Origin of the sequence: Paenibacillus xylanilyticus (assembly GCF_009664365.1) — a bacterium.
Taxonomy (GTDB): Bacteria; Bacillota; Bacilli; order Paenibacillales; family Paenibacillaceae; genus Paenibacillus; species Paenibacillus xylanilyticus_A.
This window is the reverse complement of the sequence record NZ_CP044310.1, coordinates 4,893,304-4,918,174: the sequence shown is the minus strand read 5'-3', so window position 1 is coordinate 4,918,174 and position 24,871 is coordinate 4,893,304. Positions and strand designations below refer to the sequence as shown.

The 24,871-nt window shown below is 50.6% G+C and carries 22 protein-coding genes; 19 read left to right on the top strand and 3 right to left on the bottom strand.

Annotated elements, in window-relative coordinates:
- Window positions 1-64: 64 nt before the first annotated feature.
- Both solA and F4V51_RS21850 read right to left on the bottom strand, forming a co-directional pair.
- On the bottom strand, window positions 65-1,222 hold the full coding sequence (solA, locus tag F4V51_RS21855) for an N-methyl-L-tryptophan oxidase (protein ID WP_268893554.1): 1,158 nt from the start codon (window positions 1,220-1,222) through the stop codon (window positions 65-67).
- 219 nt (window positions 1,223-1,441) lie between these two features.
- The gene (locus F4V51_RS21850; RefSeq protein WP_095289646.1) at window positions 1,442-1,804 is read right to left on the bottom strand and encodes an iron-sulfur cluster biosynthesis family protein; all 363 of its coding nucleotides are present in this window, start codon (window positions 1,802-1,804) and stop codon (window positions 1,442-1,444) included.
- Between the two features lie 155 nt (window positions 1,805-1,959).
- Here F4V51_RS21850 and F4V51_RS21845 point away from each other — a divergent pair, with 155 nt between their 5' ends.
- The 18 genes from F4V51_RS21845 (at window position 1,960) to F4V51_RS21760 (ending at window position 22,867) form a co-directional block, all read left to right on the top strand.
- On the top strand, window positions 1,960-2,847 hold the full coding sequence (locus F4V51_RS21845) for a metallophosphoesterase family protein (RefSeq protein WP_162009968.1): 888 nt from the start codon (window positions 1,960-1,962) through the stop codon (window positions 2,845-2,847).
- Window positions 2,848-2,931: 84 nt separating this feature from the next.
- Entirely contained in the window at window positions 2,932-3,960 is a 1,029-nt protein-coding gene (locus F4V51_RS21840; RefSeq protein WP_095359667.1) for a LacI family DNA-binding transcriptional regulator, read from the top strand.
- Between the two features lie 181 nt (window positions 3,961-4,141).
- The gene (locus F4V51_RS21835; RefSeq protein ID WP_153979609.1) at window positions 4,142-5,413 is read left to right on the top strand and encodes an ABC transporter substrate-binding protein; all 1,272 of its coding nucleotides are present in this window, start codon (window positions 4,142-4,144) and stop codon (window positions 5,411-5,413) included.
- 83 nt (window positions 5,414-5,496) lie between these two features.
- On the top strand, window positions 5,497-6,384 hold the full coding sequence (locus F4V51_RS21830; RefSeq protein ID WP_095289650.1) for a carbohydrate ABC transporter permease: 888 nt from the start codon (window positions 5,497-5,499) through the stop codon (window positions 6,382-6,384).
- The gene (locus tag F4V51_RS21825; RefSeq protein WP_153979608.1) at window positions 6,377-7,222 is read left to right on the top strand and encodes a carbohydrate ABC transporter permease; all 846 of its coding nucleotides are present in this window, start codon (window positions 6,377-6,379) and stop codon (window positions 7,220-7,222) included. The genes F4V51_RS21830 and F4V51_RS21825 overlap by 8 nt, the downstream gene beginning before the upstream one ends.
- Before the next feature lie 82 nt (window positions 7,223-7,304).
- Window positions 7,305-8,804, top strand: a complete 1,500-nt coding sequence (locus tag F4V51_RS21820) for a glycoside hydrolase family 30 protein (protein WP_153979607.1) — start codon at window positions 7,305-7,307, stop codon at window positions 8,802-8,804.
- An 84-nt stretch (window positions 8,805-8,888) separates the two neighbouring features.
- A complete protein-coding gene (locus tag F4V51_RS21815; protein WP_153979606.1) occupies window positions 8,889-11,876 on the top strand; it encodes a beta-galactosidase in 2,988 nt (995 codons plus the stop codon).
- 184 nt (window positions 11,877-12,060) lie between these two features.
- Window positions 12,061-12,618 (top strand): GNAT family N-acetyltransferase, encoded by a 558-nt coding sequence (locus F4V51_RS21810; RefSeq protein ID WP_153979605.1) that lies wholly within the window; start codon window positions 12,061-12,063, stop codon window positions 12,616-12,618.
- A 212-nt stretch (window positions 12,619-12,830) separates the two neighbouring features.
- Window positions 12,831-13,667 (top strand): alpha/beta hydrolase, encoded by an 837-nt coding sequence (locus F4V51_RS21805; RefSeq protein WP_153979604.1) that lies wholly within the window; start codon window positions 12,831-12,833, stop codon window positions 13,665-13,667.
- Between the two features lie 114 nt (window positions 13,668-13,781).
- Window positions 13,782-15,425 carry an AraC family transcriptional regulator gene (locus F4V51_RS21800; RefSeq protein WP_153979603.1) on the top strand — a complete coding sequence of 548 codons (1,644 nt, stop codon included), beginning with the start codon at window positions 13,782-13,784 and terminating at the stop codon, window positions 15,423-15,425.
- Between the two features lie 118 nt (window positions 15,426-15,543).
- Window positions 15,544-16,545 (top strand): ABC transporter substrate-binding protein, encoded by a 1,002-nt coding sequence (locus tag F4V51_RS21795; protein WP_153979602.1) that lies wholly within the window; start codon window positions 15,544-15,546, stop codon window positions 16,543-16,545.
- A gap of 23 nt (window positions 16,546-16,568) precedes the next feature.
- Window positions 16,569-17,576, top strand: a complete 1,008-nt coding sequence (locus tag F4V51_RS21790; protein WP_153979601.1) for a FecCD family ABC transporter permease — start codon at window positions 16,569-16,571, stop codon at window positions 17,574-17,576.
- The gene (locus F4V51_RS21785; RefSeq protein WP_153979600.1) at window positions 17,569-18,591 is read left to right on the top strand and encodes a FecCD family ABC transporter permease; all 1,023 of its coding nucleotides are present in this window, start codon (window positions 17,569-17,571) and stop codon (window positions 18,589-18,591) included. Before F4V51_RS21790 ends, F4V51_RS21785 begins: the two co-directional genes overlap by 8 nt.
- Window positions 18,592-18,627: 36 nt before the next feature.
- Window positions 18,628-19,359 carry an alpha/beta hydrolase gene (locus F4V51_RS21780; RefSeq protein WP_153979599.1) on the top strand — a complete coding sequence of 244 codons (732 nt, stop codon included), beginning with the start codon at window positions 18,628-18,630 and terminating at the stop codon, window positions 19,357-19,359.
- 102 nt (window positions 19,360-19,461) lie between these two features.
- Window positions 19,462-20,217 (top strand): exodeoxyribonuclease III, encoded by a 756-nt coding sequence (locus tag F4V51_RS21775; RefSeq protein WP_110821873.1) that lies wholly within the window; start codon window positions 19,462-19,464, stop codon window positions 20,215-20,217.
- Between the two features lie 297 nt (window positions 20,218-20,514).
- Window positions 20,515-21,498, top strand: a complete 984-nt coding sequence (locus F4V51_RS21770; RefSeq protein WP_153979598.1) for an alpha/beta fold hydrolase — start codon at window positions 20,515-20,517, stop codon at window positions 21,496-21,498.
- 44 nt (window positions 21,499-21,542) lie between these two features.
- Window positions 21,543-21,722 carry a hypothetical protein gene (locus F4V51_RS21765; protein ID WP_153979597.1) on the top strand — a complete coding sequence of 60 codons (180 nt, stop codon included), beginning with the start codon at window positions 21,543-21,545 and terminating at the stop codon, window positions 21,720-21,722.
- Window positions 21,723-21,889: 167 nt separating this feature from the next.
- Window positions 21,890-22,867, top strand: coding sequence for a diaminopimelate dehydrogenase (locus F4V51_RS21760; RefSeq protein ID WP_193725056.1), 978 nt, complete (start codon window positions 21,890-21,892; stop codon window positions 22,865-22,867).
- A 122-nt stretch (window positions 22,868-22,989) separates the two neighbouring features.
- Here F4V51_RS21760 and F4V51_RS21755 read toward each other — a convergent pair whose 3' ends face one another.
- Window positions 22,990-23,814, bottom strand: coding sequence for a pentapeptide repeat-containing protein (locus F4V51_RS21755; RefSeq protein ID WP_153980808.1), 825 nt, complete (start codon window positions 23,812-23,814; stop codon window positions 22,990-22,992).
- A 348-nt stretch (window positions 23,815-24,162) separates the two neighbouring features.
- On the opposite strand from F4V51_RS21755, the gene F4V51_RS21750 reads away from it, so the two are divergent.
- Window positions 24,163-24,702, top strand: a complete 540-nt coding sequence (locus tag F4V51_RS21750) for an NADPH-dependent FMN reductase (protein WP_153979595.1) — start codon at window positions 24,163-24,165, stop codon at window positions 24,700-24,702.
- Window positions 24,703-24,871: the final 169 nt, after the last annotated feature.

Genomic DNA, 24,871 nt, shown 5'->3' with positions numbered 1-24,871 from the left:
TGAAGAAGACGTGCAAGGACGCCAATCGATAGAGATTGATGATGTCCCTGCATGTCTTTTGAATTTATAGGGATGATGAGACGCCGGTCTTGGCAAAACGGGAGAGGGCAAACCTTCCGATGTCCTGATCCGTATGCCCTGTCTGGACCAAATCGGACAGGATCTGGCCAATTGCGCTCGCGAATTTGAAGCCATGACCCGAGAATCCGCCTGCCAGCCAAACATGCTCATGCAGCGGGTGACGATCAATAATAAAGTCCTCGTCAGGCGTCATTTCGTATTTGCATACACTGCCGCGCTTCAATTGGCCTGCCGCCTGTGGCATTCGAAGCTCAAGCAGTCTCCGCAGTTCACCCTCGTCCGTTTCATCCGTTCCGAACGGTGTCTGTGATTCTCCGGGCGTCCATGTAGGTCCTGTATCATGACGGCCAATCTTCACTCCGGCCCCGCCGATGCTGGGGAATCCGTAATAGATCCCTTCCCGTTCGGCTATCGTGAAACCAGGGAAATGTTCTTCGCCGAACAATGCCTCCGGTGCATCGAACCATCCTACCGTTTTGCGAACGGCTCGGATTGGGAGATCCACAAACGGTTTCAATGTCTGAAACCAGGCACCTGTGCTGAGTATGAGCTTACTTGCGTGATACGTATCTCCTCCAGCAGTTTTTATGGATACGGACTGAGGTCCGCACTCGACATGTTCCACAGGGGTATGTGTCAGCAGAGTAGCACCCGCTTGTTCTGCAGCTTGACGATACGTCTGAATGCAGCGTTCACTGAACAGATAACCAGCATCCGGTTCGTACATGCCTTCATAATGTTCAGGTATGGTAATCCCTGACCAGCGCTTCATCACTTCATTGGCATGCAGCATCTCATACCGGACTCCGGCATCATCTGCATGAGTCAACCGGTCGCGAAACGTATGGAATTCTGGATCACCGAGGTTGATGACTCCTGAACGAACAAATAGATTATTACCCGTTATATCCTCCAGCTCCTGCCATAGATTCTGGGCAAGAAGCGCCATCGCGATGTAATCAGGTCCCCCGCTGTATACATGGCGAATCAATCGCGACTCTCCATGATGGCTCCCTTCGGTATGTGGGGGATCAAAAGCATCAATCATCAGGGTTTTTAGCCCGCTTCGTGCCAGATAATAACCTGCACTCATCCCCATGGAGCCTGCTCCAACGATAATGACGTCATAGAATGGTGTGATAAGAGCTCCTCCTCTCGCAGATTGATTAGGCTTGATTAGCTTACATGATAATGTAGACTTGAAAGCGAGTTTGGTCAAGAGGCAGCTTAGAAGAGGAAGGTATTACGATAAAGAGAAATTGGATAAAAGCAAAGATATTCCATACCTTCCATAACAAAAGCCGGTCGCTCCAACGGGAGTGCCGGCTTTTGCATATGTGTTTAAGCGTAGTAAAATAAATCAGCGGACAAACCAACTGAGCGGCTCGGGTGAAGAGTTGGCCGTATCCCGAAGATCATGGACCTTGACATGGCTGCCGTAGATCATGGAATCACTGGTCAGCCGGTACGAAGGGAAGCTGTTCTCCGATTGCAGACGCAAGTTGGACTCGAAGTATATCTGCTGCTGTTTGTTGATGAGAAAAGGGAGCGCACCGGATTCAATCGGAATGTCATCACTATCCGGTTCGTTAACGATCAGGAGGACCGCAGTGCCATCGCATCCGCATCCATCGGTGTCATAAAACAGCTTTAAATAGCCTGGCCGATCTCCCAGCATCGCGTTAAGTCTGGATTCTGCCAGCGGGCTGACCTGAATGATCATAACGTAAGTTCACACTCCTCTAATCACCATATGAATTCGCTTACAATCTAATATATGGGCGAGTGATGTAAAATAGAAGGAGTATCCATGCCAAAATCATGGAAAAATGAAGACTAATTTGCTCCATGTTTTGTCAGCGAAGGAGGCGAATTTGCATGAAAATCTTGAACCTGAACGACCAGCCGATCGAACTGTATGATTACCTGAATGCCATCCCCGGAGGAGAGGTCGCAGAGGCACAGCTGCCTATATATCATGGTACGGTTTCCGGGCTGCCAGAGGGTATAGATGCACTTATTGTGGCTTCGGATCTGCAGGGCATTATGCCTGTGCCCCGGATAGAAACGCACACGATGACAGCCGATGCAGCGGCTGAATCCGACATGGATGTATTGCTTGGTGTAATGCTGCCCGCCCATGTCCGGCTGCTGCTGGAAGTAGAATGGCCGGAGGTTGATCCGGATCGTGTGGGAGTGTTATTGTGCGGAGACCTGTATGCCCGGAGCGGCAAAAGGGGAGCAAGCGGCAATCCGGTTCCCGTCTGGCTTGCCTTCCGGGAAGCCTTCGGCTGGGTTGCCGGCGTGGACGGCAACCATGATCTCACCGATGAAGCAGGCGCTCATCGGCTGCACAGCGGCGAGGGCATCCACTATATGGATGTCCCAGCCGTCATTGACGCAGGCCCACCAGCGGGTGGCCCTGCATCGCATGCTGCCGCCCAGTCACAGCTGCTGCGCATCGCTGGTCTGGGCGGCATTATTGGCAGGCCGGACAAGCCGAACCGGCTACCGGAGAAGCACTACCTGCAATCCGTGAACAAGCTGCTGAAGCAGCATCCGGATTGTTTGCTGCTGCACCAAAGCCCGGGCATTCCCGAGCTTGGGCTCAGGGGTGAACCGCTGATCCGGCAGGCCCTGGTGGCCGGGCCGGAGACGGTTGTCTTTTGCGGACATACCCACTGGGATACGTCCCTTGTACAGCTGAACAACGGCACGCAGGTCGTTAATGCCGACAGCAAGCTGTTTATTTTGACACGAGGTTGATGCATCAGAGTGAAACCCATTACATCGCCCATCCTTATCTGGTATGATAAGCAGGAAAATTAGAGACAAAGGAAGGTTCCACTTATGACACCGATCACCATTTATGACATCGCGAAAGAAGCGAACGTATCTGTTGCGACCGTCTCCCGGGTGCTTAACGATACGGCACCCGTGCGGGCAAGCACGAGGGAGAAGATCATGTCGATTATCGAGAAGCACCAGTTCCAGCCCAATGCGCAGGCACGAAGCTTGATCAAGAAAGAGACGGGCACGATTGCCATTATCCTTCCCGACATTACCAATCCGTTCTTCCCGGAAGTATTCTGGGGCGCCGAGAATGAGGCACGCGGCTTGGGATACACATTCTTTCTGTGCAATACGGCGGGGGATTACAACCGGGAGTCCGAGTATCTGTCCATTTTGCGGGAAAAGCGGGTAGACGGCATTATTTTCCTCGGTGGAAGAATCAACATGCAGCATTGTCCGGACGACATGGCTCAGGAATTGATCGATATGGGCAAACGTATGCCGATTGTTTTGGTCAATGGCAATATTCCAAAAGGAGGTTTCCACCGGGTTTACACGGATGAAGGGGCAGGAGCTGTACTCGCTGCGGAACATTTGCTGGAACTGGGACATCGGGATATCGCTTTTGTAGGCGGACTGAGAGAACTGTCCACAACGATGGTCAAGGTCAAGGCTGTGCAGAAAAAACTGCGGGAGCATGGACTCGAAATTCCGAAAGAACGCCAGCTGCTCGGCAGTTTCTCCATCGATGACGGCAAACGGGAGATGTCCAAGCTGCTGGAGCAGGACAATCCGCCGACAGGAGTCATCTGTGTGAATGATTACACTGCCATTGGTGCGATTAAGGCAACGATTGAACATGGCCTGTCGATTCCGCAGGATATTTCCATCGTGGGATTCGATGATACGCCGCTGGCCAGTGCGGTTATTCCGGAACTGACGACCGTGTCACAGAATACGTATCAGCTTGGCAAGCTGGCGGTGGATAAGCTACACGAGCTGATTAATCAGGGACAAGCGAAGAAGCAAACCGTGCTGCAGCCGGAGCTGATTATCCGTCAGAGCACCGGTCCTGCCAAGCGATAAAGGGACGGACATCTGGAAAAGAAAGCGTTGACATTCCCTCGAAAGGTGAAATATAATGAGTCCGTGAATGAAACCCCTTTCATAAAGTGGAACGGGTTTTAATTTCAGGCTTTATGAAACCCATTTCATGAAACGGGTTTCAGTGTGGTCATCCATTCATTATTTCGAGGGGGCGTACCGTATGAGAAGAAGTTTAAAGGTCATTTCGTTATTGATGTTGGTTATGGTTGTGGTTCTGACAGCTTGCAGCAGCGGAGAGGGCGGCGATTCAGCCGGCGGGGCTGGAGGCAAGGTTGATCTGAGCATGACCATCTGGGGCTCGGAGGATGAGAAGAAGATTTACCAGGAGAGACTCGACATTGTGAAACAGACATATCCCGATATCAACGTGAAGCTCAACGTGGTTGCCGGGGATTATGACCAGAAGGTACAGACCATGATCGCCGGGGGAACTGCGCCCGACATCATGATGATTGCCGAGAACTATCAGGCGTACGCCTCCAAAAATCAGATTATCCCGCTGGATGAGATGATCCAGGCAAACAATGTCAACATGTCAGAGCGTTACTCCGATGACATCGCGAACCTCATGAAATACGATGGCAAGCAGTTCGGCATGCCGGACCGTGCTGGCGCGATGGTACTCTTTTATAACAAGGATCTGTTCGACAAGGCCGGGGTGGAATACCCAACCAAGGACTGGACCCAGGAAGACCTGCTCGAAGCAGCCAAGAAGCTGACGGTGCAGGAGAACGGCAAGACGGTTCAATGGGGGTACTACCCGGGAAGCTGGTGGCCGCAGTGGATGCAGCTGATCTACCAGAACGGGGGATCGCTGTTCGACGAGAGCGGCAAGCCAACCTTCAACACGGAACCGGTACGCAATGCGCTGCAATTCATGAATGACCTGATCTTCACGCACGGTGCTGGACCGACGCCGACGGAGATTGCCGACATGGGGAATATCGGTGCAGACCCGCTGTTCGCTCAGGGCAAGATCGCGATGGAAACAACCGGTTTCTGGAACATCGGTTCACTGGCCAAGGTGGAAGGCATCAACTGGGATATCTCTCCGGTATGGGGGGAGACGAACGCGTTCTTCAACGGCTTCACCATCACGAATGCATCGAAGCACAAGGAGGAAGCATTCAAGATTATTGAAGCATTGACGACGCCTGAGGCACAGATGCCGATGATCAAGGCAGGGCAGGATGCACCAGCTACGAAGGCGGGACTGTCCAGCGATGAATTCCTGAATGCCGAATATGGCGGCAAGAAGATCAACATGGCTGCGTTCAGCGATTCCACCATTTATGCAGAACCATTCAACCCGCAATGGAACGAAATGATGAAACTGATCAATGACAAGCTTGGCGTCTACTTCAACAATAAGGCTTCACTGGATGATACGGTAACCGAAATTCAGAGTGGGCTGGAACGACTCTACAAATAGCATGGACAGGGGGACAGATGGAGCGCAGCACATGAACTTGTGTGTATCTCCATCTGCTCTCTACGTCATGGGGAGGGCTTAACGTGAGAAAAAAAGACGGGAAATGGTTTTATCTCTTCATCTCGCCTTGGCTGATCGGTTTTCTGGGGCTTACCCTGGGTCCGATCCTGTTTTCCATCTATATGAGCTTCACGAACTGGGATCTGTTCCAGACCCCGGAATTTATCGGTATCGACAACTACAAAACGCTGCTCACCGATGATCCGCTGTTCTGGAAGTCCGTGGGCAATACGTTCTTCTATGCCTTGATATCCATTCCGCTTGGCATGTCGATTTCTCTCTGGATCGCCTATTATCTGAACAAAAAAATCAAGGGTATTACCTTTTTTCGCATCTTGTTCTATCTGCCGTCAGTCGTACCAGTCGTAGCAAGCTCGCTGCTCTTCATTCATTTGCTGGCGCCGACCGAAGGGTTGATTAACAAGGCTCTGTCCATCTTCGGCATTCCGGGTCCAGCCTGGCTGCTCGATCCGAACTGGGTCAAACCTGCATTGATTCTCATGTCCCTCTGGGGCGTTGGGGGTGGCGTGGTACTGCTGCTGGCGGGTATGAAAGGCATTCCCCAGGAGCTGTACGAGGCTGCTGCCATTGACGGAGCGAAGAGCACACAGTCCTTCTTCCATATTACCTTTCCGATGCTCACGCCCGTCATCTTCTTCAATCTGGTTACCGGGATGATCGGAGCGCTGCAGACGTTCGCACAGGTATTCATTGTTACAGCGGGCGGACCTGACAATGCGAGCCAGATGGTCGTTCCCTACCTGTTCCAGAATGCATTCCAGTTCTACAAAATGGGCTACGCCTCAGCCATAGCCTGGGTATTGTTCATTATCATCATGGCACTTACCCTGGTTGTGTTCCGTTCATCGGCACTATGGGTGCACTACGAGGAGGGAAAAGCGAATGAGTAATCCATCCACTGCGGAGAAAACGATATCCTACATATTTCTGATTCTGGTCGGGGTGCTGCTTGCTTCGCCCTTCCTGTATATGATCTCGATTGCACTGGCGAGTGACGCAACCACGGTGAAGTCAGCCTTTACCTTTGTGCCGCTGGAGTTTCAATGGTCGAACTTCTACACGATTTTCACTAACAACAACCTGGGCACCTATTTGAAAAATTCAATCATTATTACCGTATTCACCATTGTGGGCTCGGTCCTGTCGGCTTCCATCGTTTCTTATGGCTTCGCTCGCATCAAGGCCAAAGGCAGTCGGTTTCTGTTTATCGTCCTGCTGAGCACAATGATGATTCCGGGTGAGGTCACCATGGTGCCCCAGTTCATCATCTTCCGTCATCTGGACTGGATCAATACATTTTATCCGCTTATTGTACCGAGCTTCTTCGCAGGGGCGTTCAACGTATTCCTGATCCGGCAGTTCGTGATGAGCATTCCGAAGTCACTGGATGAAGCCGCGATGATCGATGGTATGGGACACCCGGGTATCTACTGGAAGATCATCATGCCGCTGACGTATCCCATCCTGGCGGCCATCGCCATTTTCTCGTTTTCCTATAACTGGGGGAACTTCATGGGGCCGCTCATCTATATCAATGATCCGGAGAAAATGCCGCTCGCGCTTGGCGTTCAGCTCCTGACAACCGTTGGTGGCGGGCAGATGCCTCCCTGGAACCTGGTCATGATTGCTTCCTTGTTCCTGACCATTCCGATGGTGCTGATCTATCTGTTCGGACAGCGTTATGTCTATGAAGCCAACATCAGCGGAGGCAGCAGCGGAATCAAGTAACGGGAGGTATGTACAATGATTGAACCTGTCGTGAAAACAAGTAGATGTCATGTTCGTGCATGGAGAGAGGATTGGGTGAACCATGGCGGATAACAAACAACGCAGCAGCCGCAAAAGAAGCTATACCCTGATCGGTGTAGCCCTGATTGTGCTTCTGGCGGGAGGAGGAATCATCGTGAATCAATTTGCCAATGAAAAATCCAAGATACTCGCATTTGAGGGTGAGCCGGTACGTCTGCAGCTGGAACAGTCCTATGACCATTTTGAAGGATGGGGTACGTCGCTTGCGTGGTGGGCCAACGATCTGGGGGGATGGAAGGATCAGGCGAAGGTCGATGAAGTTATGGATCTGGTCTTTGATGCAGACAAAGGGCTGGGACTGAACATCGTCCGTTACAATATCGGCGGAGAAGAAAACCCGGAAATGAAGGCGCTTCGCCCTGGCGGTGATGTTCCCGGCTTCCAGCCTGAACCTGGCGTGTGGGACTGGGAGGCGGATGCGGGGCAGCGGTCGGTATTGCAGGGCTCCCTGGAACGCGGAGTTAACATCGCTGAGGCATTCTCCAACTCACCACCGTATTGGATGACCATCAGCGGATCGGTAACGGGTGCCGTAGACGGCGGCAATAATCTGCGTGAGGATCAGTATGACGCTTTTGCCGATTATTTAACCGAAGTGGTGAAGCATTACCGGGATGAGTGGGGCATTACGTTCCGGACGCTTGATCCCTTGAATGAACCTTCCTCGGACTGGTGGAAAAAAGGCAACATGCAGGAAGGCAGTCACTTCAGCAACGACAAGCAGGCCGAGATCATCAAGAAGGTGGCTGCATCGCTGAAGAGCAAGGGATTGGATGGAACGGTCATCAGTGCTGCGGACGACAACAGTATTGATGAAACCGTGCACAACTTCAGTATCTATGATCAGGATACGCTGGATGTGATCGCGCAGATCAACACCCATTCTTATAATGGAAGCAAAATGGAGGAACTGCGCACCCTGGCCGAGCGGCACGGCAAGAAATTGTGGATGTCCGAGTATGGCACGGGAGGCAGTGAGCCTCATCATCACGAAGATATGACATCGGTACAGGAACTGGCGGAGCGGATCATGTTTGATCTGAAAATCATGCAGCCTTCTGCCTGGGTCTACTGGCAGGCGGTTGAAGATGAAGGTGCGAATAATAACTGGGGCTTTATCCATGCCAATTTTAACGGGGATGAGCAGTATGAGATGACCAAGCAGTATTACGGCATGGCCCAGTTCACCAAGTACATTCGTCCGGGTACGCAGATTATACCGACCGATGATGGACGTACGCTGGCTGCCTATGACGCAGAGCGCCAGAGACTGGTGCTGGTTATCCGCAATGAACTGTCTGCCGGGAAAAAGGCGTTTGATTTGCAGGCTTTTGATATTGGAAATTCATCCACGGCACAGGTGTACCAGACCTCACCGGACCGGAATATGGAACAGCTTGAGGATATTCCGGTGTATGCCAATGGAGTGGAAGTGCCTGTGGCGGACAATTCCGTGACGACCGTGGTTCTGGAAGGTGTAACGTTGAATGCGGGCGAGTAGATGAAGCAGACGCAGATCCATTCGCTTGATTAGGAATAGATGAATGACATATGAACTCAAACATTTAAGAAGGAGGGGAACGCTTTGACAGAGAAACGATCCCTTTTGCTTCATGAGCAGGAGAAGAATACAGAACCTGGGGCTGACAACCGTGTTGCTTCGGAATGGAGTTATGACCGGCATAGCTTCATGTGGAATGGACAGCGCGTATTTCTGAACAGTGCAACGATTCATTACTTCCGGATGCCAAGGGAAGAGTGGCGAGAAGTATTGGTTAAGGCCAAACTGGCTGGCATGAACTGTATCGATACGTACTTTGCCTGGAACGTACATGAACCCGAGGAAGGACAATGGAATTTCGAAGGAGATCGTGACTGTGGGGCTTTCCTGGATCTGTGTGCCGAACTGGGTATGTGGGTCATTGCACGTCCTGGCCCGTTCATCTGTGCAGAATGGGATTTTGGCGGATTTCCTTATTGGCTGGAAACGAAGCCACACGTGAAATTCCGTGAAAACAACGAAACCTATCTGCACTATGTCGACCTGTACTTCGACCGGATCATACCGATCATCCGTGAGCGCCAGGTTTCCGCTGGAGGCAGCGTCATTCTTGTTCAGGTGGAGAACGAATACGGGTATCTGATGGATGACGCCGCAGCAAGTGACCATATGAACCGCCTCCGGGATGGATTGCTGCGGCGGGGTATCGAAGTTCCGCTCATTACCTGTGTAGGAGGTGCAGAGGGGACCATCGAAGGGGCCAATTTCTGGTCAGGTGCTGACGGGCATTATGCGAAGCTGTGTGAGAAACAGCCGGATACGCCGAAGATGGTTACCGAGTTCTGGACCGGATGGTTCGAGAATTGGGGCGGACCCTCTTCCATTCAGAAAACGGCGCCATTACTGGAAAAGCGGCTGATGGAGGTTCTCCGTGCCGGGTACACCGGGATCAGCCATTACATGTTCTATGGCGGGACCAACTTTGGCGGATATGGAGGAAGAACCGTGGGCAGCAGCGACATATTTATGGTCACTTCGTATGATTATGATGCACCGCTGAATGAATACGGGCGTGTGACGCCGAAATACGCGGTAACGAAGAAGTGGTCCTATTTTGTAAATGCGTTCGGAGCGTTCTTCATGGAAGCCGAAGAGATCCCGGAAGCGGAGATGAGCCCGCGCCATCCCAAAGGGATCACCATACGAGGCCGGCGTTCTGGCGACCAGACGGTCTGGTTTCTGGAGAGTCACCTGGATGAACGGCAGACGCTGCCCATTACGCTGGAAGAAGGACGGACCCTTCCTGTTGCTTTAGACCCTGGACAGATCGTTCCGGTGTTTGACCGGATTCGGATCGCGGGTGATGTTTTCCTGACGGGTGGTGTGTGGATTGCAGGCAACGAAATGGTGAATGGTGAACGAACGTTGTTCATTGTGGGAGATACGGGACAGCGTTCGGTTGTGGAACTGGAGGCACCGTCCCTGCGAGTGATAAGCAGCAGCATGCAGCTACTCCTGGGTCACGATCCGGAAAGTGATGTCCGGCGCCTGGATTTGTTCCATTTCCGTGAACCCGGGACGATTCGTCTGGAGGCTGGCGGTGTCCCGCTCCGCATCATTGTACTGGACAGTGAAGCGATGGACAGAACCTGGAGAATCGAAGGCACGGATCAGGAACAACTGCGTTATGTGATCGGGGTGGATGATGTTGACATTCTGCCATCCGGGCAGGTCAAGGGCATGATCTCCGATCCGGACCGGTCCATGATGCTGCTCGGTGGCTGGCCCTCAGGTGAACAGATGCTGACTGGACGCGAGTTCATGCAACCGGATGCCGTAGTGGAGTCCAGCCGTACGGAGGATACGGAGGATAACCATGCGACCAAGGGCACTCACGATCAGCAGCTGCCAGTGCTGTCGATGCCTCCAAGGTTGTCTGGATCCCCGGACGTAGCGCGTATCAAGCTGCAAGCAGCGGCGCAATCACCAAGCGGTCAGCCGGAACACTTCGCGGAGTACGGGCAGGATTATGGATATCTGCTCTATGAATGCGACTTCCACAGTGAGGAAGGCGATACGCGCAATCTCATTCTGCCGGATCTTCAGGATACGGCCAGAGTATATGTCGGTGGCGTGGAACAGGCGCTGGTAAGACAGGTTGGTGCGGCAGCTATCCCGGTGAAGACTGTGAAAGGAACGAACAGGCTCCAGATCCTGATCCAGCACATGGGAAGGCTCAATTTCTCCCCACATCTGGGAGAGAGCAAAGGATTGGCAGGCCCTGTTTATCTCGGCGGCGCCGTACAGGATATCCGGCGGGACTGGCAGGCGGCAAGTGGAATTGTTCATCTGGATGAAGTGAATCATCTGGAGGAACATCCGCTGATCAGCCGGAGTATCACGCTGGATGGCATGGACCGTGCCATTCTCGTTGGAGCTGTAAGCAAAGGACTGCGGATTAATGGCATCAATGTACCGCTCGAAGGATATCAGGACTGGTTTTCCTTCCATACGGTCGATCTGTCACTCTATTTGAAACCAGGTGAAAACAACACACTCGAAATGCCTTACAGCAGCAGCCCTCTGAACCGATTGGAGCTTATTTTGTACCGAACTGAAGATGAGCTGACAGACTGGCGCATGGCTGGCAACGAAGCACTGCTTCCCAAGCAGTGGGGAACGCTCGGTACATTCGATGAATCGACTGATTCGATGGAAACCAAGCATGTCGTTCAGTATAGTGGCAATCGTATGGCCAGTCCGCTGATTGATCGTTCATATGGCCAGCCGGCGTGGTACCGTTGGAAGTTCTCCCGACCTAGCGTACCGGAACATTACCGAGTGAACCTGATGATTCGGCTTACCGGAATGAGCAAGGGAACACTCCATCTGAATGGATATCATCTGGGCCGATATTGGCAGATTGGTCCACAGGAAGATTACAAAATTCCTGTTTCCTGGCTTCAGGACGAGAATGAACTGCTCGTATTTGACGAGGAAGGCTGTGCACCTGATCGAATACGACTTCTGTTTGATGAGCCGTCCCGATACCCGTGGGTTGTAATCGAATAACCATCAAGTGTGAATAGGCACGGTTAACGTGTGCAGCAGGACTCCTTGTTGAACAGTCCGGTGATTTGTTAATATCATCTGCTGTGCAATATAGGGGTCTTTTTTTCATGATTTTGATACAATGGATAGGAAAAATCAGAGATGAATAGAATTTGATAACAGTTTGGCTGAAAGGAGAAGATCCATGAATACCCCGTTTATGTTTGACGAGTTCCCTGTGCTTCAGACCGACCGCTTCAACCTGCGAGCTGCAGATGAACAGGATGCCTCGGATCTTTTGGCGTTGTATTCCAATGAGACCGTTGTGGAATTCATGCCATTTACACCTTTTGAGAGTGTGAACGATGCGATGGATGAGATCGGTTGGTATACGAAGATTTTCAGGGAACAGTCCGGTTTGCGCTGGATGATTGAAGATGTGGAATCCGGTAAAGTGGTTGGTACCTGCGGGTTCCTCAATAGAGAAGAAGTACATAACCGTGCAGAGATTGGATACGATTTGCATCCCGAGTATTGGGGGAAGGGCGTTATGACTGAGGTAGCACATGTCGTAATGCATTTTGGCTTCACGAACATGCAGCTGAACAAGATTGAAGCGAGAGTGGAACCGAAGAATGAGGCCTCGATCAGGCTGCTTCACAAACTTGGTTTTCAGCAGGAAGGTCTGCTGCGGCAGCATGAGTTTGAAAAGGGACGGTACATCGATCTTGCGGTGTTCTCCAAGTTGAAAAGCGAAGTATAGCCAAATGGACTGGAAACAATCTAAATAGGATAAAAGCCGCGCATCTTCGCGGCCAAACGAAGACCGGACGATGATCCGGTCTTTTTCTTTTTTTTTGGAACTCTGCTGAACGGTGCATTATCCATATCAGACGGGGAGATCGTCCATGGAAGGATGGAAGGGCCTTGGATATAATCAAAAGTTACTGCATTAACGATAAGGAGGAATCGTCAATGAAACAGGTCATAAATCAAGATGGCACTAGTCAGAGGAGGAGCTTGCCAGGAACATCTGTCTATAAGGTGCGCGCTGAACGGAGTGGGCGTGAGTATGTGATTAACGCTTTTGTTGCGGACATCGCTCCGCCGCCTAACGGATATCCCGTGATCTATCTGCTTGATGCCAATGCCGTGTTCGGAACGATGGTGGAGGCTATGCGTGTTCAATCCGTGCGTTCAGATAAAACGGGAGTGGTCCCGGCAGTGATTGTCGGGATCGGTTACGAGGCTGAACAGCCCTTTCCAGCAGAGAGATATTATGATTTCATGATGCAAGTTCCTGAAGCGGATTTGCCTCGAAGACCGGATGGCGCAAGCTGGCCGGAATATGGAGGGGCAGAAGAGTTCATGCATTTTATCGAAAAACAGTTAAAGCCTGAGGTGGAGGAGAAGTACTCGATCGATCGCAGCAGGCAATCGATTGTAGGTCACTCCCTCGGCGGGTTATTGGTCCTGCAGATGCTGCTGGCCAATCCCGGAACGTTTCGCCATTACATCGCTGGCAGTCCGTCCATCCACTGGAATTCAGCCTGGGTTGAACAGCAGAGAGCATCATGGGTCTCGCGCGCTAAACACTGTGGGACGGAAATGCATGTTTTAATCACAGCAGGGGAACAGGAAGGAAGCCACCCGAGCGGCGTAGTGGGGCGTTCCAGGGAGCTCGCACATTGGCTGGGCCAGACGGGAATTGAGGGCTTCAGTGCCGAGTTTACATGTTTTGAAGATGAAGGTCATATTTCGGTACTGCCGATATTGATGAGCAGGGCTATCCGATTTGCCTCTAGGGGATAGAGGATCATTTCTTTTTCTATGTTTATCCTGAGAAGGTCGTGCGAAATCCTGCGTATGTTTGATATACTAGTACGAGTAAATGAGAATGGTTATCAAATGGAGGTAGGAAAATAGATGATTTCCCAAAACTTTCACAAGGAGCGCCTGATGGGTTCCGAACACCCGCTTGATCGTCTGACCTTGAAATTGCGAGATATCGAGAAAATCAAATCCACAACAGGATGGGTGCTGCCCCAGCAGCATACATCCTCTTACATATTGGTCATGGTTACAGGCGGTGAAGCTCTGTTAACTCTGGATCACCGTTCCGTGAACATAAGGGCACAAGGCGTATATTCATGTGTGCCTGAATCAACGTTTGGGTTGGCATCTTTTGGAGAAGAGGGGGCTGAAGTAACGCTGGTCCGCTTCGATCTGTATGAGGAAGTTACAGATGACACAAGTTCGCTGCGTCTCATTAAGGAGACACCTTTGTTTCGATCCGGTAGGGAACTGGCAGTGGCTCCAACACTGCAGCTGGCTTTCCATTGTGAAGAAATGAATAACCTGTGGCACAGCGGTAAAGCCATGGATCGTTTCCATGCTTACTTGGAATTCCAGCAGATCCTGGTTCACGTTACAGAGGCTCACACATCACTGAAGGAAGACTCTCAAATGTTGATTCAGCGTACCAAAGAATACATTGATGAACATTCCAATGAGAATCTGACGGTGGAGCTTCTCGCAGGCATGGCCGGACTCAGCCCGAAATATTACGTGGACTTGTTCAAACGAAGATATGGAATGAGCACCACTGACTACATATCAGGACTCCGGATCAACCGGGCGAAGCAATTCATGGCCAGCACGGATCTGCGTCTGCGGGACATCGCCCATCAGGTTGGGTATCAGGATGAGTTTTATTTTAGCCGCAAATTCAAAAAAATCGTAGGCGTATCCCCTTCGGTATATATGAACAGCCGACGCCGTAAAATTGCAGCCTATCATATTGGGGTCACGGGACATTTGCTGGCGCTGAACATGACTCCGTATGCTGCCCCGCTGCACCCCAAATGGACAGCCTATTACTATCGGATGTACGGTAAGGACATTCCGGTGCACCTCAGTGCCTATCGTCTGGATGTGGAATGGGAGTCGAAAATTCAGGCTCTGCAGGAGCATCAACCTGACCTGATTATCAGTTATGACCATTTGCGGCCTGAAGAGCGGAAACGGCTAGAAGAGATTGCACCTGTGCAGTATATTGCAGCTTCGGAGCATTCTTGGCGTTTGCAGCTGCAGACGCTGGCTGGACAGATCGGGGGAGAACAGGATGCCGAAGCCTGGCTGGCAAGCTATGACCTCAAGGTCCAGCAGGCTAAGGTGCTGGTGCAGCAGGAACTTGGTACTGATACTGCTGTAGTTGTACGCCTGCTGAAACAGCAGTTCACCCGGTACAGCTCGCCTTCCATGGCGGAGGTTTTCTATGGTGATTTGGGCGTTAGACCCGCCTATTCGAGTCCACAGGGCGCGGTATACAACGAACCCATTAGTCTGGAACAATTAAGCGCCATGAAGGTGGATTGCATTTTCCTGATGGTGTGTCAGGAGAGTGAAACATTATCCGTATGGGAGGATGTGCAGAAAACATCCCTATGGCAAAACATCAAGGCGGTGCAGAACAATCGTCTGTATATCATTACGGCTGACCCTTGGCTTGAAAATTCCCCTGTATCCAATGAACGAATGGTAGATGACATGATGAACCTGCTTCGGTAAATAATCCATAGGGATTCAGGACAGAGTCCATGGTCCTGTTTGTCATTCTTGTTTATCATTCAATAATGATTATTATTCTCAATTAGAGAATGGAACTATTGAAGGGGGATCACCAGAGATGAAGAAAAAACTGGGGTTGTTGCTGGCATTGATCTGTATGCTGACTGTTCTGGCGGCATGCGGTAATCAGGAAGATACAGAAGGAGGAACGGAAAATTCAGCGCAAGCTGAAAGTGCAGGAGCGAGCAGTGAAACGGACACGAGCCAAGCAGCAAAAGGAACACGAACCATTCAATATCTCGATCAGGAATACACGGTTCCGGCAGATGTTCAACGAATCGTAATTACCGGTTCGATGGAAGCGATGGAGGATGCACTGGTACTGGATGTACACCCTATAGGTGCAATTACCTTTGGCGGGGAGTTCCCGGAGATGTATACCTCGATTACTGATCAAGCAGAGTCCATTGGACAGAAGATTGAGCCAAACTTTGAAACTATATTGTCACTGAAACCGGATATTATTCTGGGTACCACCAAATTCAAGCCTGAAGTGGCTGAGCAGCTCGGCAAGATTGCCCCGTTCATTCAGGTATCTCACATTTCCACGAACTGGGAAGCGAATCTGAATCTGCTCGCTGAGTTGACAGGCAAGCAGGATCTGGCCAAACAGGAGATTGAACAATACAGAGCAGCCCTCACAACGGCTCAGGCAGAGCTCGGTGACACCCTGCAGAACAAAAAGGTCGTGGCGGTTCGAATCCGTAATGGACAGATGTATGTATATCCCGAGTCGGTCTTCGTGAACCCGATTCTGTACAATGACCTTGGATTCCAGGTCCCTGCCGAGATTCAGGCAGCCAAAGCACAGGAAGCGATCTCTGTGGAGAAATTTGCCGAGATGAATCCGGATGTGGTGTTTATTCAATTCGAAGCTACAGAGAATGCAGACACGCCGAATGCGCTTGAAGATCTGAAGAATAACCCGATTCTGCAGAAAACGGCAGCCCTGCAAAATAATCAGGCGTATGTCAACGTAATTGATCCGCTTGCCGAAGGAGGCCCGGCGTGGAGCCGAATTCATTTCCTGGAGGCCGCTGTGGAGCAGCTAACCAAATAATTAGAGCAAGGCGTGTATAATCCATGCAAAAAAGAAGATTGAATCCGGCGGTGCTGTTCGCAGCAGCACCCCTGATTATCACAGCCACCATTCTGGCATCCATTCTGTATGGAGCCAAAAATATTGATGTTTCCACGGTCTTTGCAAGTATCTTGGAATTTGACACGAACAGCATCGATCATCAGATCATTATGTCTTCACGGCTTCCACGCGTGATCGGTGCGCTGCTGATCGGCGCTTTTTTGGCCGTATCCGGGGCTCTGATGCAGGGGATGACAAGAAACTATCTTGCATCCCCTTCCATTATGGGGGTATCCGACGGGTCCGTCGTTGTAATCACGTTATGCATGGTATTTATGCCGGATACGTCTTCCCTTGGGCTTATTTTTTATTCCCTGGCGGGATCTGCTCTGGGAGCAGGGCTCGTATTTTTCATTGCCTGGCTGCTGCCCGGCGGAATGTCCCCGGTGCGACTTGCTATCCTGGGCACGATTATTGGCACGTTTCTGGGTGGTGTGTCGCAGGCAGTAGCAACCTACTATCAGGTCTCCCAGACCATCAGCTTCTGGTATAACGCCAGACTGCATCAGATGGATCCAACCATGATCAAGCTGATTGTTCCCTTTGCTGTGGTGGGCTTGGCATTGGCGCTGATCCTTTCGAAGTCCGTTACCATTCTGTCCATGGGAGATGACGTTGCAACAAGCCTGGGACAACGGACCGCATGGGTCAAGGCGTTATCCATTTTGAGTGTTGTTATTTTAACGGGCATATCCGTGGCACTGGCGGGGAAGATCGCATTTGTCGGTTTTTTGATACCGCACATCACACGTTTTTTCTTCGGTGTGGATTATCGCTGGGTTGTTCCTTGTTCCGCCATTCTGGGCGGCATATTCCTTGCGTGGTGCGACATTCTGAGCCGCTTCATTAATTCACCATTTGAAACACCAATTGGGGTTGTCACCGCATTGTTTGGCGTGCCATTTTTCCTCTATCTGATCAAGACCAAAGGAGGGGGAAAACATGCCTGAACGGAAGCGGGGAAGACTATGGACCGTTATATTCGTATGTGCGGCTATTATCGCAACAGCTGTGTACATCAGTCTGACGAACGGTACGTTCGATATCTCGGTCATGGAGGTAGTCAAAACCTTATTGAGGCTGGACCCCGTGCATGAACATGATCTGGTTATTTTTGATTTCAGGCTGCCGCGGATCGTCATTGCTCTGCTGCTTGGGCTGGGACTTGGCATTGCAGGGGCGGTTATTCAGGGGATTGCCCGCAATCCGCTGGCTGATCCAGGCATGCTTGGAATCAACGCAGGAGCGGGAACGGCCATGGTGCTGTTTATGCTGCTGTTCCAGGGTTCCATATCGGGGACCGGCTGGTTGTCCATTATGGCCATGCCGCTGTTTGGGCTGATCGGAGGCTTAGTGGCGGTCACTCTTATTCTGTGGTTTGCCCAGGAGCAGGGGCAGCTGGATTCGCAGCGGTTGATACTGGTCGGTATTGCGATCGGTTCGGGCTTCAGTGCGATTACTCTCTATCTTTCCCTGAAGATGAACCCTGGGGACTTTGAGATGGCCACCGTCTGGTTGACGGGCAGTATCTATAATGCCAACTGGCGCTTTATTGCGGCCATGATACCCTGGCTGGTGCTGCTTATTCCACTGCTTTGGCTGAAATCACGTGTACTTGACGTGATGCAGCTGCAGGAGGCCAGCAGTCAGGGGCTCGGCGTGGATGTGCACCGGGAGAGAAAACTGCTGCTGCTCGGCAGTGTTGGACTGGTCAGCGCCTGTGTTGCTGTATCCGGAAGTATTGGATTTGTTGGACTCATCGCTCCTCACATAGCCAGAAGACTGGTAGGTCTTCATTATAAGCGGGTCATTCCGGTATCCGGGCTGGTGGGTATGGCCATGGTCGTCGTGGGTGATCTGATTGGCAAAACCGTATTTGCCCCGGCAGAGCTGCCTGTAGGCATTGTGATCTCCATTATCGGAGTACCGTATTTTATATTTTTGCTGCTCAAAAACCGGATGTGATTGGCCGGATTCGCATTGGAGGAGAGGAATCCTAGCATGAGTAAATGGATACATGAGACAGTAGGCGGCTGGACGCTTCATCTTCTTCTCCCACCCTCCTACGCTGATGGAGGTCATTATCCTGTCGTTTATATTCAGGATGGGGGAGCAGTAGCCAAGGCCTGCAGCAATCTTTTGGATCATTATTACCGAACGGGAAGGCTGCCTGAAGTGATTTTGGTTGGCATTGAGCCCCATAATCGGAACGATGATTATACGCCTTGGCCATTGCCTGCCCTTACGGCTTCGTTTTCGTCTTTTGGCGGACATGGCAGAGCTTATCTGCATACGATCATCAAGCAGTTGAAACCGCACGTGGATTCGAACTATCGCACATTGTCAGATCGAGCAAATACGGGAATCATGGGTTGTTCACTTGGGGGCTTAATTTCCCTGTATGCAGCCGCCGAATTCCCGCACGTATTTGGCAAAGTCGGGGCGTTGTCTGCATCGATGTGGTACGAAGGCTTTTTGGATTACATGACCGGGCAATCCTGGTCTGATCGAAGTGAGCTGAAGCTGTATATGTATGTGGGCAGCCTGGAGGGGATCTACAAACAAAATATACAGGCCCATATGCTGGACTATACGCGTGCCGCGGTCAGGGCGATTTTGGCAAAGGGATACCCGGCTGATCGGTTGAACTACGTGGAGGAAGAGGGCGGAACACATGATATGCTGTTCTTTGCCAAACATTTTCCCGAAGCGCTTGAGTGGCTGTTTACCTAGCCTGAACTGGCTCTGATCAGCTCTCGTCCCATTTCCAGGCAGATAGCCTTGTCCTTATGAATTCGCCCATGCTATATTGGGGAGATGTGAGGAGATGAGGATATGAAGCTGGTGTCCTGGAATGTGAATGGATTAAGGGCATGTGTTACCAAAGGATTCATGGATTATTATAAGGAAAGCCAGGCCGATATTTTCTGTGTGCAGGAGACCAAACTTCAGGCAGGGCAGATTGAGATGGACCTCGGGGAAGATGTGTACCAATACTGGAACTATGCCATCAAAAAGGGGTATTCCGGTACCGCTGTATTTACCCGGATCAAGCCGTTATCCGTCCGCTACGGGATGGAGGAAGACAGTGAACCGGAAGGCCGGATGATTACGCTGGAGTTTGACCGCTTTTACCTGGTGAATGTGTACACTCCCAATGCGAAGCGTGATCTGACCCGTCTTCCCTATCGACTAGAGTGGGAGGATCGATTCCTGAAATATATTCTGCAGCTGGAGCAGACCAAGCCGGTCATTGTCTGTGGTGACCTGAATGTGGCTCATCAGGAGATTGACCTGAAGAATCCGAAGCCCAATATGGGCAACTCCGGATTTACGCTGGAAGAGCGGGGGAAAATGACCGAACTGCTGGCGGCGGGATATGTGGACAGCTTCCGGCATCTGTATCCAGATCGCACGGACGTATATAGCTGGTGGTCTTATATGCCGAAGGTACGGGAGCGGAATGTGGGCTGGCGTATTGATTATTTTCTCGTGTCCAATCAACTGGCACCACGGGTTGAAGATGCAAACATCGACTGTCATGTGATGGGCAGTGACCACTGTCCAGTCGGACTGACGCTGCAACTGTAGCAGGTGCAGAGAAGGCTGAATATTAGAATAAGGTGAGAACCGCAGGTTTCCGATCATTTATTGGAAATTTGCGGTTTTTTGGTGTGAATTGGGCTGTCTATCCCCGCTAAGTATACTGCTGGACAGTTCCTTCTCAGCCCGCAGGGTAAGTTATGAACTGGACTTTGGTTGGGGGAAGAACTGGACCCCGGATTGTTCCGGTTACAACGGATCTTGGGTAGGATTAGAGAATACATATAAGAGCGTTATGCAAGGCATAGACGAAGAAGAGATTAGGGTGTAAGGGGTAGAGAAGCGATGAACAAGGGTTTACGGAGAGTGGTGAAAGTATTAGGAGGCCTGATGCTGACGACAGGTCTGCTGCTGCTTACAGGTACGGTTTACGAAGCTTATCAGTCAGCTCAGGATATGAAGTCATATACCCCGCCTGGCAGGCTGTATGAGGTAAGTGCACGTAATATGCACCTCTACTCGGCGGGAAAGGGATCGGTGACCGTTGTTCTTGCATCAGGCTGGGGAACACCGAATCCCTACGTGGATTTCAGTCCGCTCTATGACAAGCTGAAATCCCATGTGAAAATTGCCGTGTATGACCGATTCGGATATGGATACAGCGACTATACAGAGCAGCCGCGTGACATCGATACCGTTGTAGATGAAGTTCATCAACTGCTGCGCAAATCCGGTCAGCGACCACCGTACATCATGGTGGGTCACTCCCTGGGATCCCTAGAGACTATTCGATATGCACAAATGTATCCGGATGAAGTGGCAGGTATCGTTATGATCGATGGGGGCAGTCCTGAATACTACAGCACGGTGGAGGTGGAGACGCCAGACTGGTATTTCGATTCAGCCAGGTTTCTGGTGAAAACAGGCATTGCACGAACATTGCTGCATTCGGATCGGATGATGGCAACGCTGGTTATTGACCCGGACCTGGTGGCGGAACCGATGAAAAAGGCTGCTACCAGTTCGACACTGAAGCATGCTTACAACGAGAACGTGATGGATGAGCTTCGTCGTTCCAAGATGAATGCAGCCCATGTGCTGGAGAACAAACAGCAATTTCCCTTTCCTCTAACCATTCTTACGGCCGGCTCAGATCAAGCAAGTGAGGGAAGCCGGGGATGGCAAGCAGATCAAGCCAAGTTTGCCTCATGGTCCGTACAGGGGAGACAGCAGATTGTTCCTCACGCCAAACATTACATCCATAATAGTCAACCGGATGCCGTTGCGGGGGCCATTTTGGACATGGCTGAATCCATAGGTCACCAATGAAACATATTATATCCGAAACAAACAGCGAACAGGAGGCAGAATGGATGGGGAAATTAAGGGTCGTCACCAAGTTCGCATCCTTGCTCCTGGCAAGCAGTGTACTCTCTCTCTTGATTCTAACCCTATCTTTCTTGTGCTTCACAACCAGAGCAGATGCAGCATCTGTAGCACATTTTACCGAACAGTCGGATTACATCATTCATGTGTTTCGATTATTTTTCTAGGTCCATAATAGCAATGAATGGCTAATACTTTGCATGAAAGCAGCCTGATGCTGCATTCGTGTAAAGTATTTTTGATTTCGACTGGAAACCTAACAAGTTACATGGTATGTTATATGTTTATACTAGAGTAGTAGACAACTATAGAAGAAGACAGGAGAGGATTGAACATGATTAAAGTTGGTATCGTAGGTTACGGAAATCTGGGTAAAGGTGTAGAGAAAGCTATTGCGCAAAACCCGGACTTGGAACTTGTTGCCGTATTTACACGGCGTAACCCTGAGCAGATGGTTGCAGAAGGTACAGAAGTACGTTTTGAACATATCTCTGCTGCTGAGCAGTACATAGGTAAAATCGATGTCATGATTCTGTGCGGCGGTTCGGCAACGGATCTTCCAGAGCAGACACCTGCCATTGCCAAGTTGTTCAACACCGTGGACAGCTTCGATACACATGCCAAAATTCCTGAATTCTATGCAGAAGTTCATGCTGCGGCAGAACAAGGCGGTCACGTAAGCGTGATCTCTACCGGCTGGGACCCAGGCTTGTTCTCCATGAACCGTCTGCTGGCTCAATCCATCCTGCCAGAAGGTAAGGAGTATACGTTCTGGGGCAAAGGGGTCAGCCAAGGTCACTCCGATGCAATCCGCCGTGTTCCGGGGGTTAAAGCTGGTGTTCAGTACACTGTACCTGTTGAAGAAGTGATCAACCGAATTCGTGCAGGAGAGACACCTGAATTGTCCACACGCGAGAAACATCTGCGTCAATGTTATGTTGTGGCTGAAGAAGGTGCTAACCAGGATGAAATTCGTGAAACCATTGTATCCATGCCGAACTATTTTGCAGATTACGATACAACGGTCACGTTCATTACGGAAGAGCAACTTAAATCGGAACATGAAGGTATGCCGCACGGTGGATTTGTTATTCGTAGTGGGGTTACCGGTACAGGCCAAAAGCAAATTGTGGAGTTTGGTCTGAAGCTCGATAGCAACCCTGAATTCACTGCTAGTGTACTGGTCGCTTATGCACGTGCTGCACAGCGTTTGAGCTTGGAAGGACATAAAGGTGCCAAAACCGTATTTGATATTCCACTGGGTCACCTCTCTCCGAAATCCGCTGAGGAACTTCGTCGCGATCTTCTGTAATGTTCGAAATAAAATAAAATGATTCATTCATTTGCAATAATTGAAACAGCCCGTCCTTCATTAATGAGGGACGGGCTGTTTCTATTGTAGCGACTATGACGCAGCAGGGTATCGTTACGTCGTTACAACCAGTGCTCAGGCAAGTTGAGATGAGCTGGCAGTCTGGTACGGGAATTGCCTTTGGCTGCATTCAGCTGGGATTGTGTCAGAAAAATGCTCCCGGTCAGATCGGCTCCGCCCAGATCCGCATCACGCAAGTCGGCGCCGATCAGATCAGCATGTCTTAAGTCGGCATTGCGCAGGTCACAAGCAATCATTAAGGCGCCCCGGAAGCTTACGCCCCGGAGGTCAGCTCCTCTTAGATTGGCGCCCAGGAAGTCCCTTCCTTTCAATTTGTTGCGTTTGGACTTCCTTTGTTCATGGCTGCTGGATGGCGCATGCGCACGTACCAGTTCACTCCCCTGCAGCAGAAGCTCGTTCACGACCGCCCGCTGAGAAGGAATATCCAGACGCAGAATCGCGGAAGGCTCCAGATTAGTTAGGCGTTCCGTCTCTTGGTATACGCTGTGAATGGCATCGTGAAGAGAGGCGGTTTCTGGTCGTAAGAGCATTTCGTTCATATAACTGAGCAGTTCATGCAGCTGTCTCATGACAGGCAGGCAGTCGAACATCTCGGCAGCGGATTCCGGATGATCCCGCCAATCTCTGCCCGCATAGGTTACTTGGGACAGCTTCTGGCCTGCACCAAAGCAGTCATAGACGGTACAGCCCTTGAAGCCCTTTTGCCGTAGCTGTGTATGGATGCCGCAGCGATTGTCTGAGCGCAGGTTGGAGCAAGGGGTACCGCTGGCTTTGTCAAAAGCAAAGTCGGATGACTTGCCATAAGGCAAGGCAACGCAGCAGAGCCCGAAACATTGCGAACAGTCCGTGTATAAATGTGGGCTCATCGTACTGCCGTGGGATAGATTAGACAATGTGTACACTTCCTTTAATAAATGAAAAAACTGGATAATCAGTATTGATATCACTTTACCATTACACTGAAATATGATCAATTCCTATAGGTTTCATATAGAGGGCAGAATTGCAGAATAAATAGGAATCAACATTGATATGATAAGTAGAGATAAAAAAACATTTGCAAACTTTATGTAAGTTACTTGACTATTTTAATTATATAACTTATCATCAATAACAAGCCAAACAATAAACGGATGCAGGATGGTGTAGATATGGGATTTATGGATAAGTTATTCGGTAAAACTAACAACAACACACAAGAGGAGGAAACAAAGATGTCGAAATTAAATATTGGGATTATTCTTGGGAGTACACGTGAAGGTCGGTTGAGTCCGCAAGTAGGAGAATGGGTGAAAAAGATCGCTGATTCACGCGGTGATGCCAACTATGAAATCGTGGATATTGCCGATTATAAGCTGCCGCTTTTGGGCGAAGCTGATGCAACCGAACAGGCTACAGCCTGGAACACCAAGCTGGCGAGCCTCGATGGATTCGTATTTATCGTACAGGAATATAACCACAGCATCTCTGCATCACTGAAAAATGCACTGGATTATGCTCGTGAAGCCTGGAACGATAAAGCTGCAGGAATTGTTAGCTATGGCTCGGTAGGCGGTGCACGTGCGGCAGAACACCTGCGCGGTATTCTCGGAGAACTGTCGGTTGCGGATGTTCGTGTTCACCCGGCGCTTTCTTTATTCACCGACTTCGATAACGGAACCTTCAAACCGGCTGATCTGCACTTGACCAATCTCAACGGAATGTTGGACCAAGTGTTGTCCTGGAGCGGTGCGTTGAAAACTGTTCGTTCATAATATACATGCACTATAATAGCCGCCATTTTGGCGGCTTTTTTGCGTTAGGGGAGGACAGCAACCACATGGACCGTCTCACCCTTTGGAAGCCTGGCGTGGCTCCTTTCCTTTCAAAAGATGAAAAAAGGACAGCTCTCCTCAGGGAGAACTGCCCTTCATCAATAAAGTT

Bases quoted from the DNA above. Each gene is read 5' to 3' on its own strand.
- F4V51_RS21850 (WP_095289646.1), bottom strand. From the start codon at position 1,804: ATGATCATTCAGGTCAGCCCGCTGGCAGAATCCAGACTTAACGCGATG.
- F4V51_RS21845 (WP_162009968.1), top strand. From the start codon at position 1,960: ATGAAAATCTTGAACCTGAACGACCAGCCGATCGAACTGTATGATTAC.
- F4V51_RS21840 (WP_095359667.1), top strand. From the start codon at position 2,932: ATGACACCGATCACCATTTATGACATCGCGAAAGAAGCGAACGTATCT.
- F4V51_RS21835 (WP_153979609.1), top strand. From the start codon at position 4,142: ATGAGAAGAAGTTTAAAGGTCATTTCGTTATTGATGTTGGTTATGGTT.
- F4V51_RS21825 (WP_153979608.1), top strand. From the start codon at position 6,377: ATGAGTAATCCATCCACTGCGGAGAAAACGATATCCTACATATTTCTG.
- F4V51_RS21820 (WP_153979607.1), top strand. From the start codon at position 7,305: ATGGCGGATAACAAACAACGCAGCAGCCGCAAAAGAAGCTATACCCTG.
- F4V51_RS21810 (WP_153979605.1), top strand. From the start codon at position 12,061: ATGAATACCCCGTTTATGTTTGACGAGTTCCCTGTGCTTCAGACCGAC.
- F4V51_RS21805 (WP_153979604.1), top strand. From the start codon at position 12,831: ATGAAACAGGTCATAAATCAAGATGGCACTAGTCAGAGGAGGAGCTTG.
- F4V51_RS21800 (WP_153979603.1), top strand. From the start codon at position 13,782: ATGATTTCCCAAAACTTTCACAAGGAGCGCCTGATGGGTTCCGAACAC.
- F4V51_RS21795 (WP_153979602.1), top strand. From the start codon at position 15,544: ATGAAGAAAAAACTGGGGTTGTTGCTGGCATTGATCTGTATGCTGACT.
- F4V51_RS21790 (WP_153979601.1), top strand. From the start codon at position 16,569: ATGCAAAAAAGAAGATTGAATCCGGCGGTGCTGTTCGCAGCAGCACCC.
- F4V51_RS21785 (WP_153979600.1), top strand. From the start codon at position 17,569: ATGCCTGAACGGAAGCGGGGAAGACTATGGACCGTTATATTCGTATGT.
- F4V51_RS21780 (WP_153979599.1), top strand. From the start codon at position 18,628: ATGAGTAAATGGATACATGAGACAGTAGGCGGCTGGACGCTTCATCTT.
- F4V51_RS21775 (WP_110821873.1), top strand. From the start codon at position 19,462: ATGAAGCTGGTGTCCTGGAATGTGAATGGATTAAGGGCATGTGTTACC.
- F4V51_RS21770 (WP_153979598.1), top strand. From the start codon at position 20,515: ATGAACAAGGGTTTACGGAGAGTGGTGAAAGTATTAGGAGGCCTGATG.
- F4V51_RS21765 (WP_153979597.1), top strand. From the start codon at position 21,543: ATGGGGAAATTAAGGGTCGTCACCAAGTTCGCATCCTTGCTCCTGGCA.
- F4V51_RS21760 (WP_193725056.1), top strand. From the start codon at position 21,890: ATGATTAAAGTTGGTATCGTAGGTTACGGAAATCTGGGTAAAGGTGTA.
- F4V51_RS21755 (WP_153980808.1), bottom strand. From the start codon at position 23,814: ATGAGCCCACATTTATACACGGACTGTTCGCAATGTTTCGGGCTCTGC.
- F4V51_RS21750 (WP_153979595.1), top strand. From the start codon at position 24,163: ATGTCGAAATTAAATATTGGGATTATTCTTGGGAGTACACGTGAAGGT.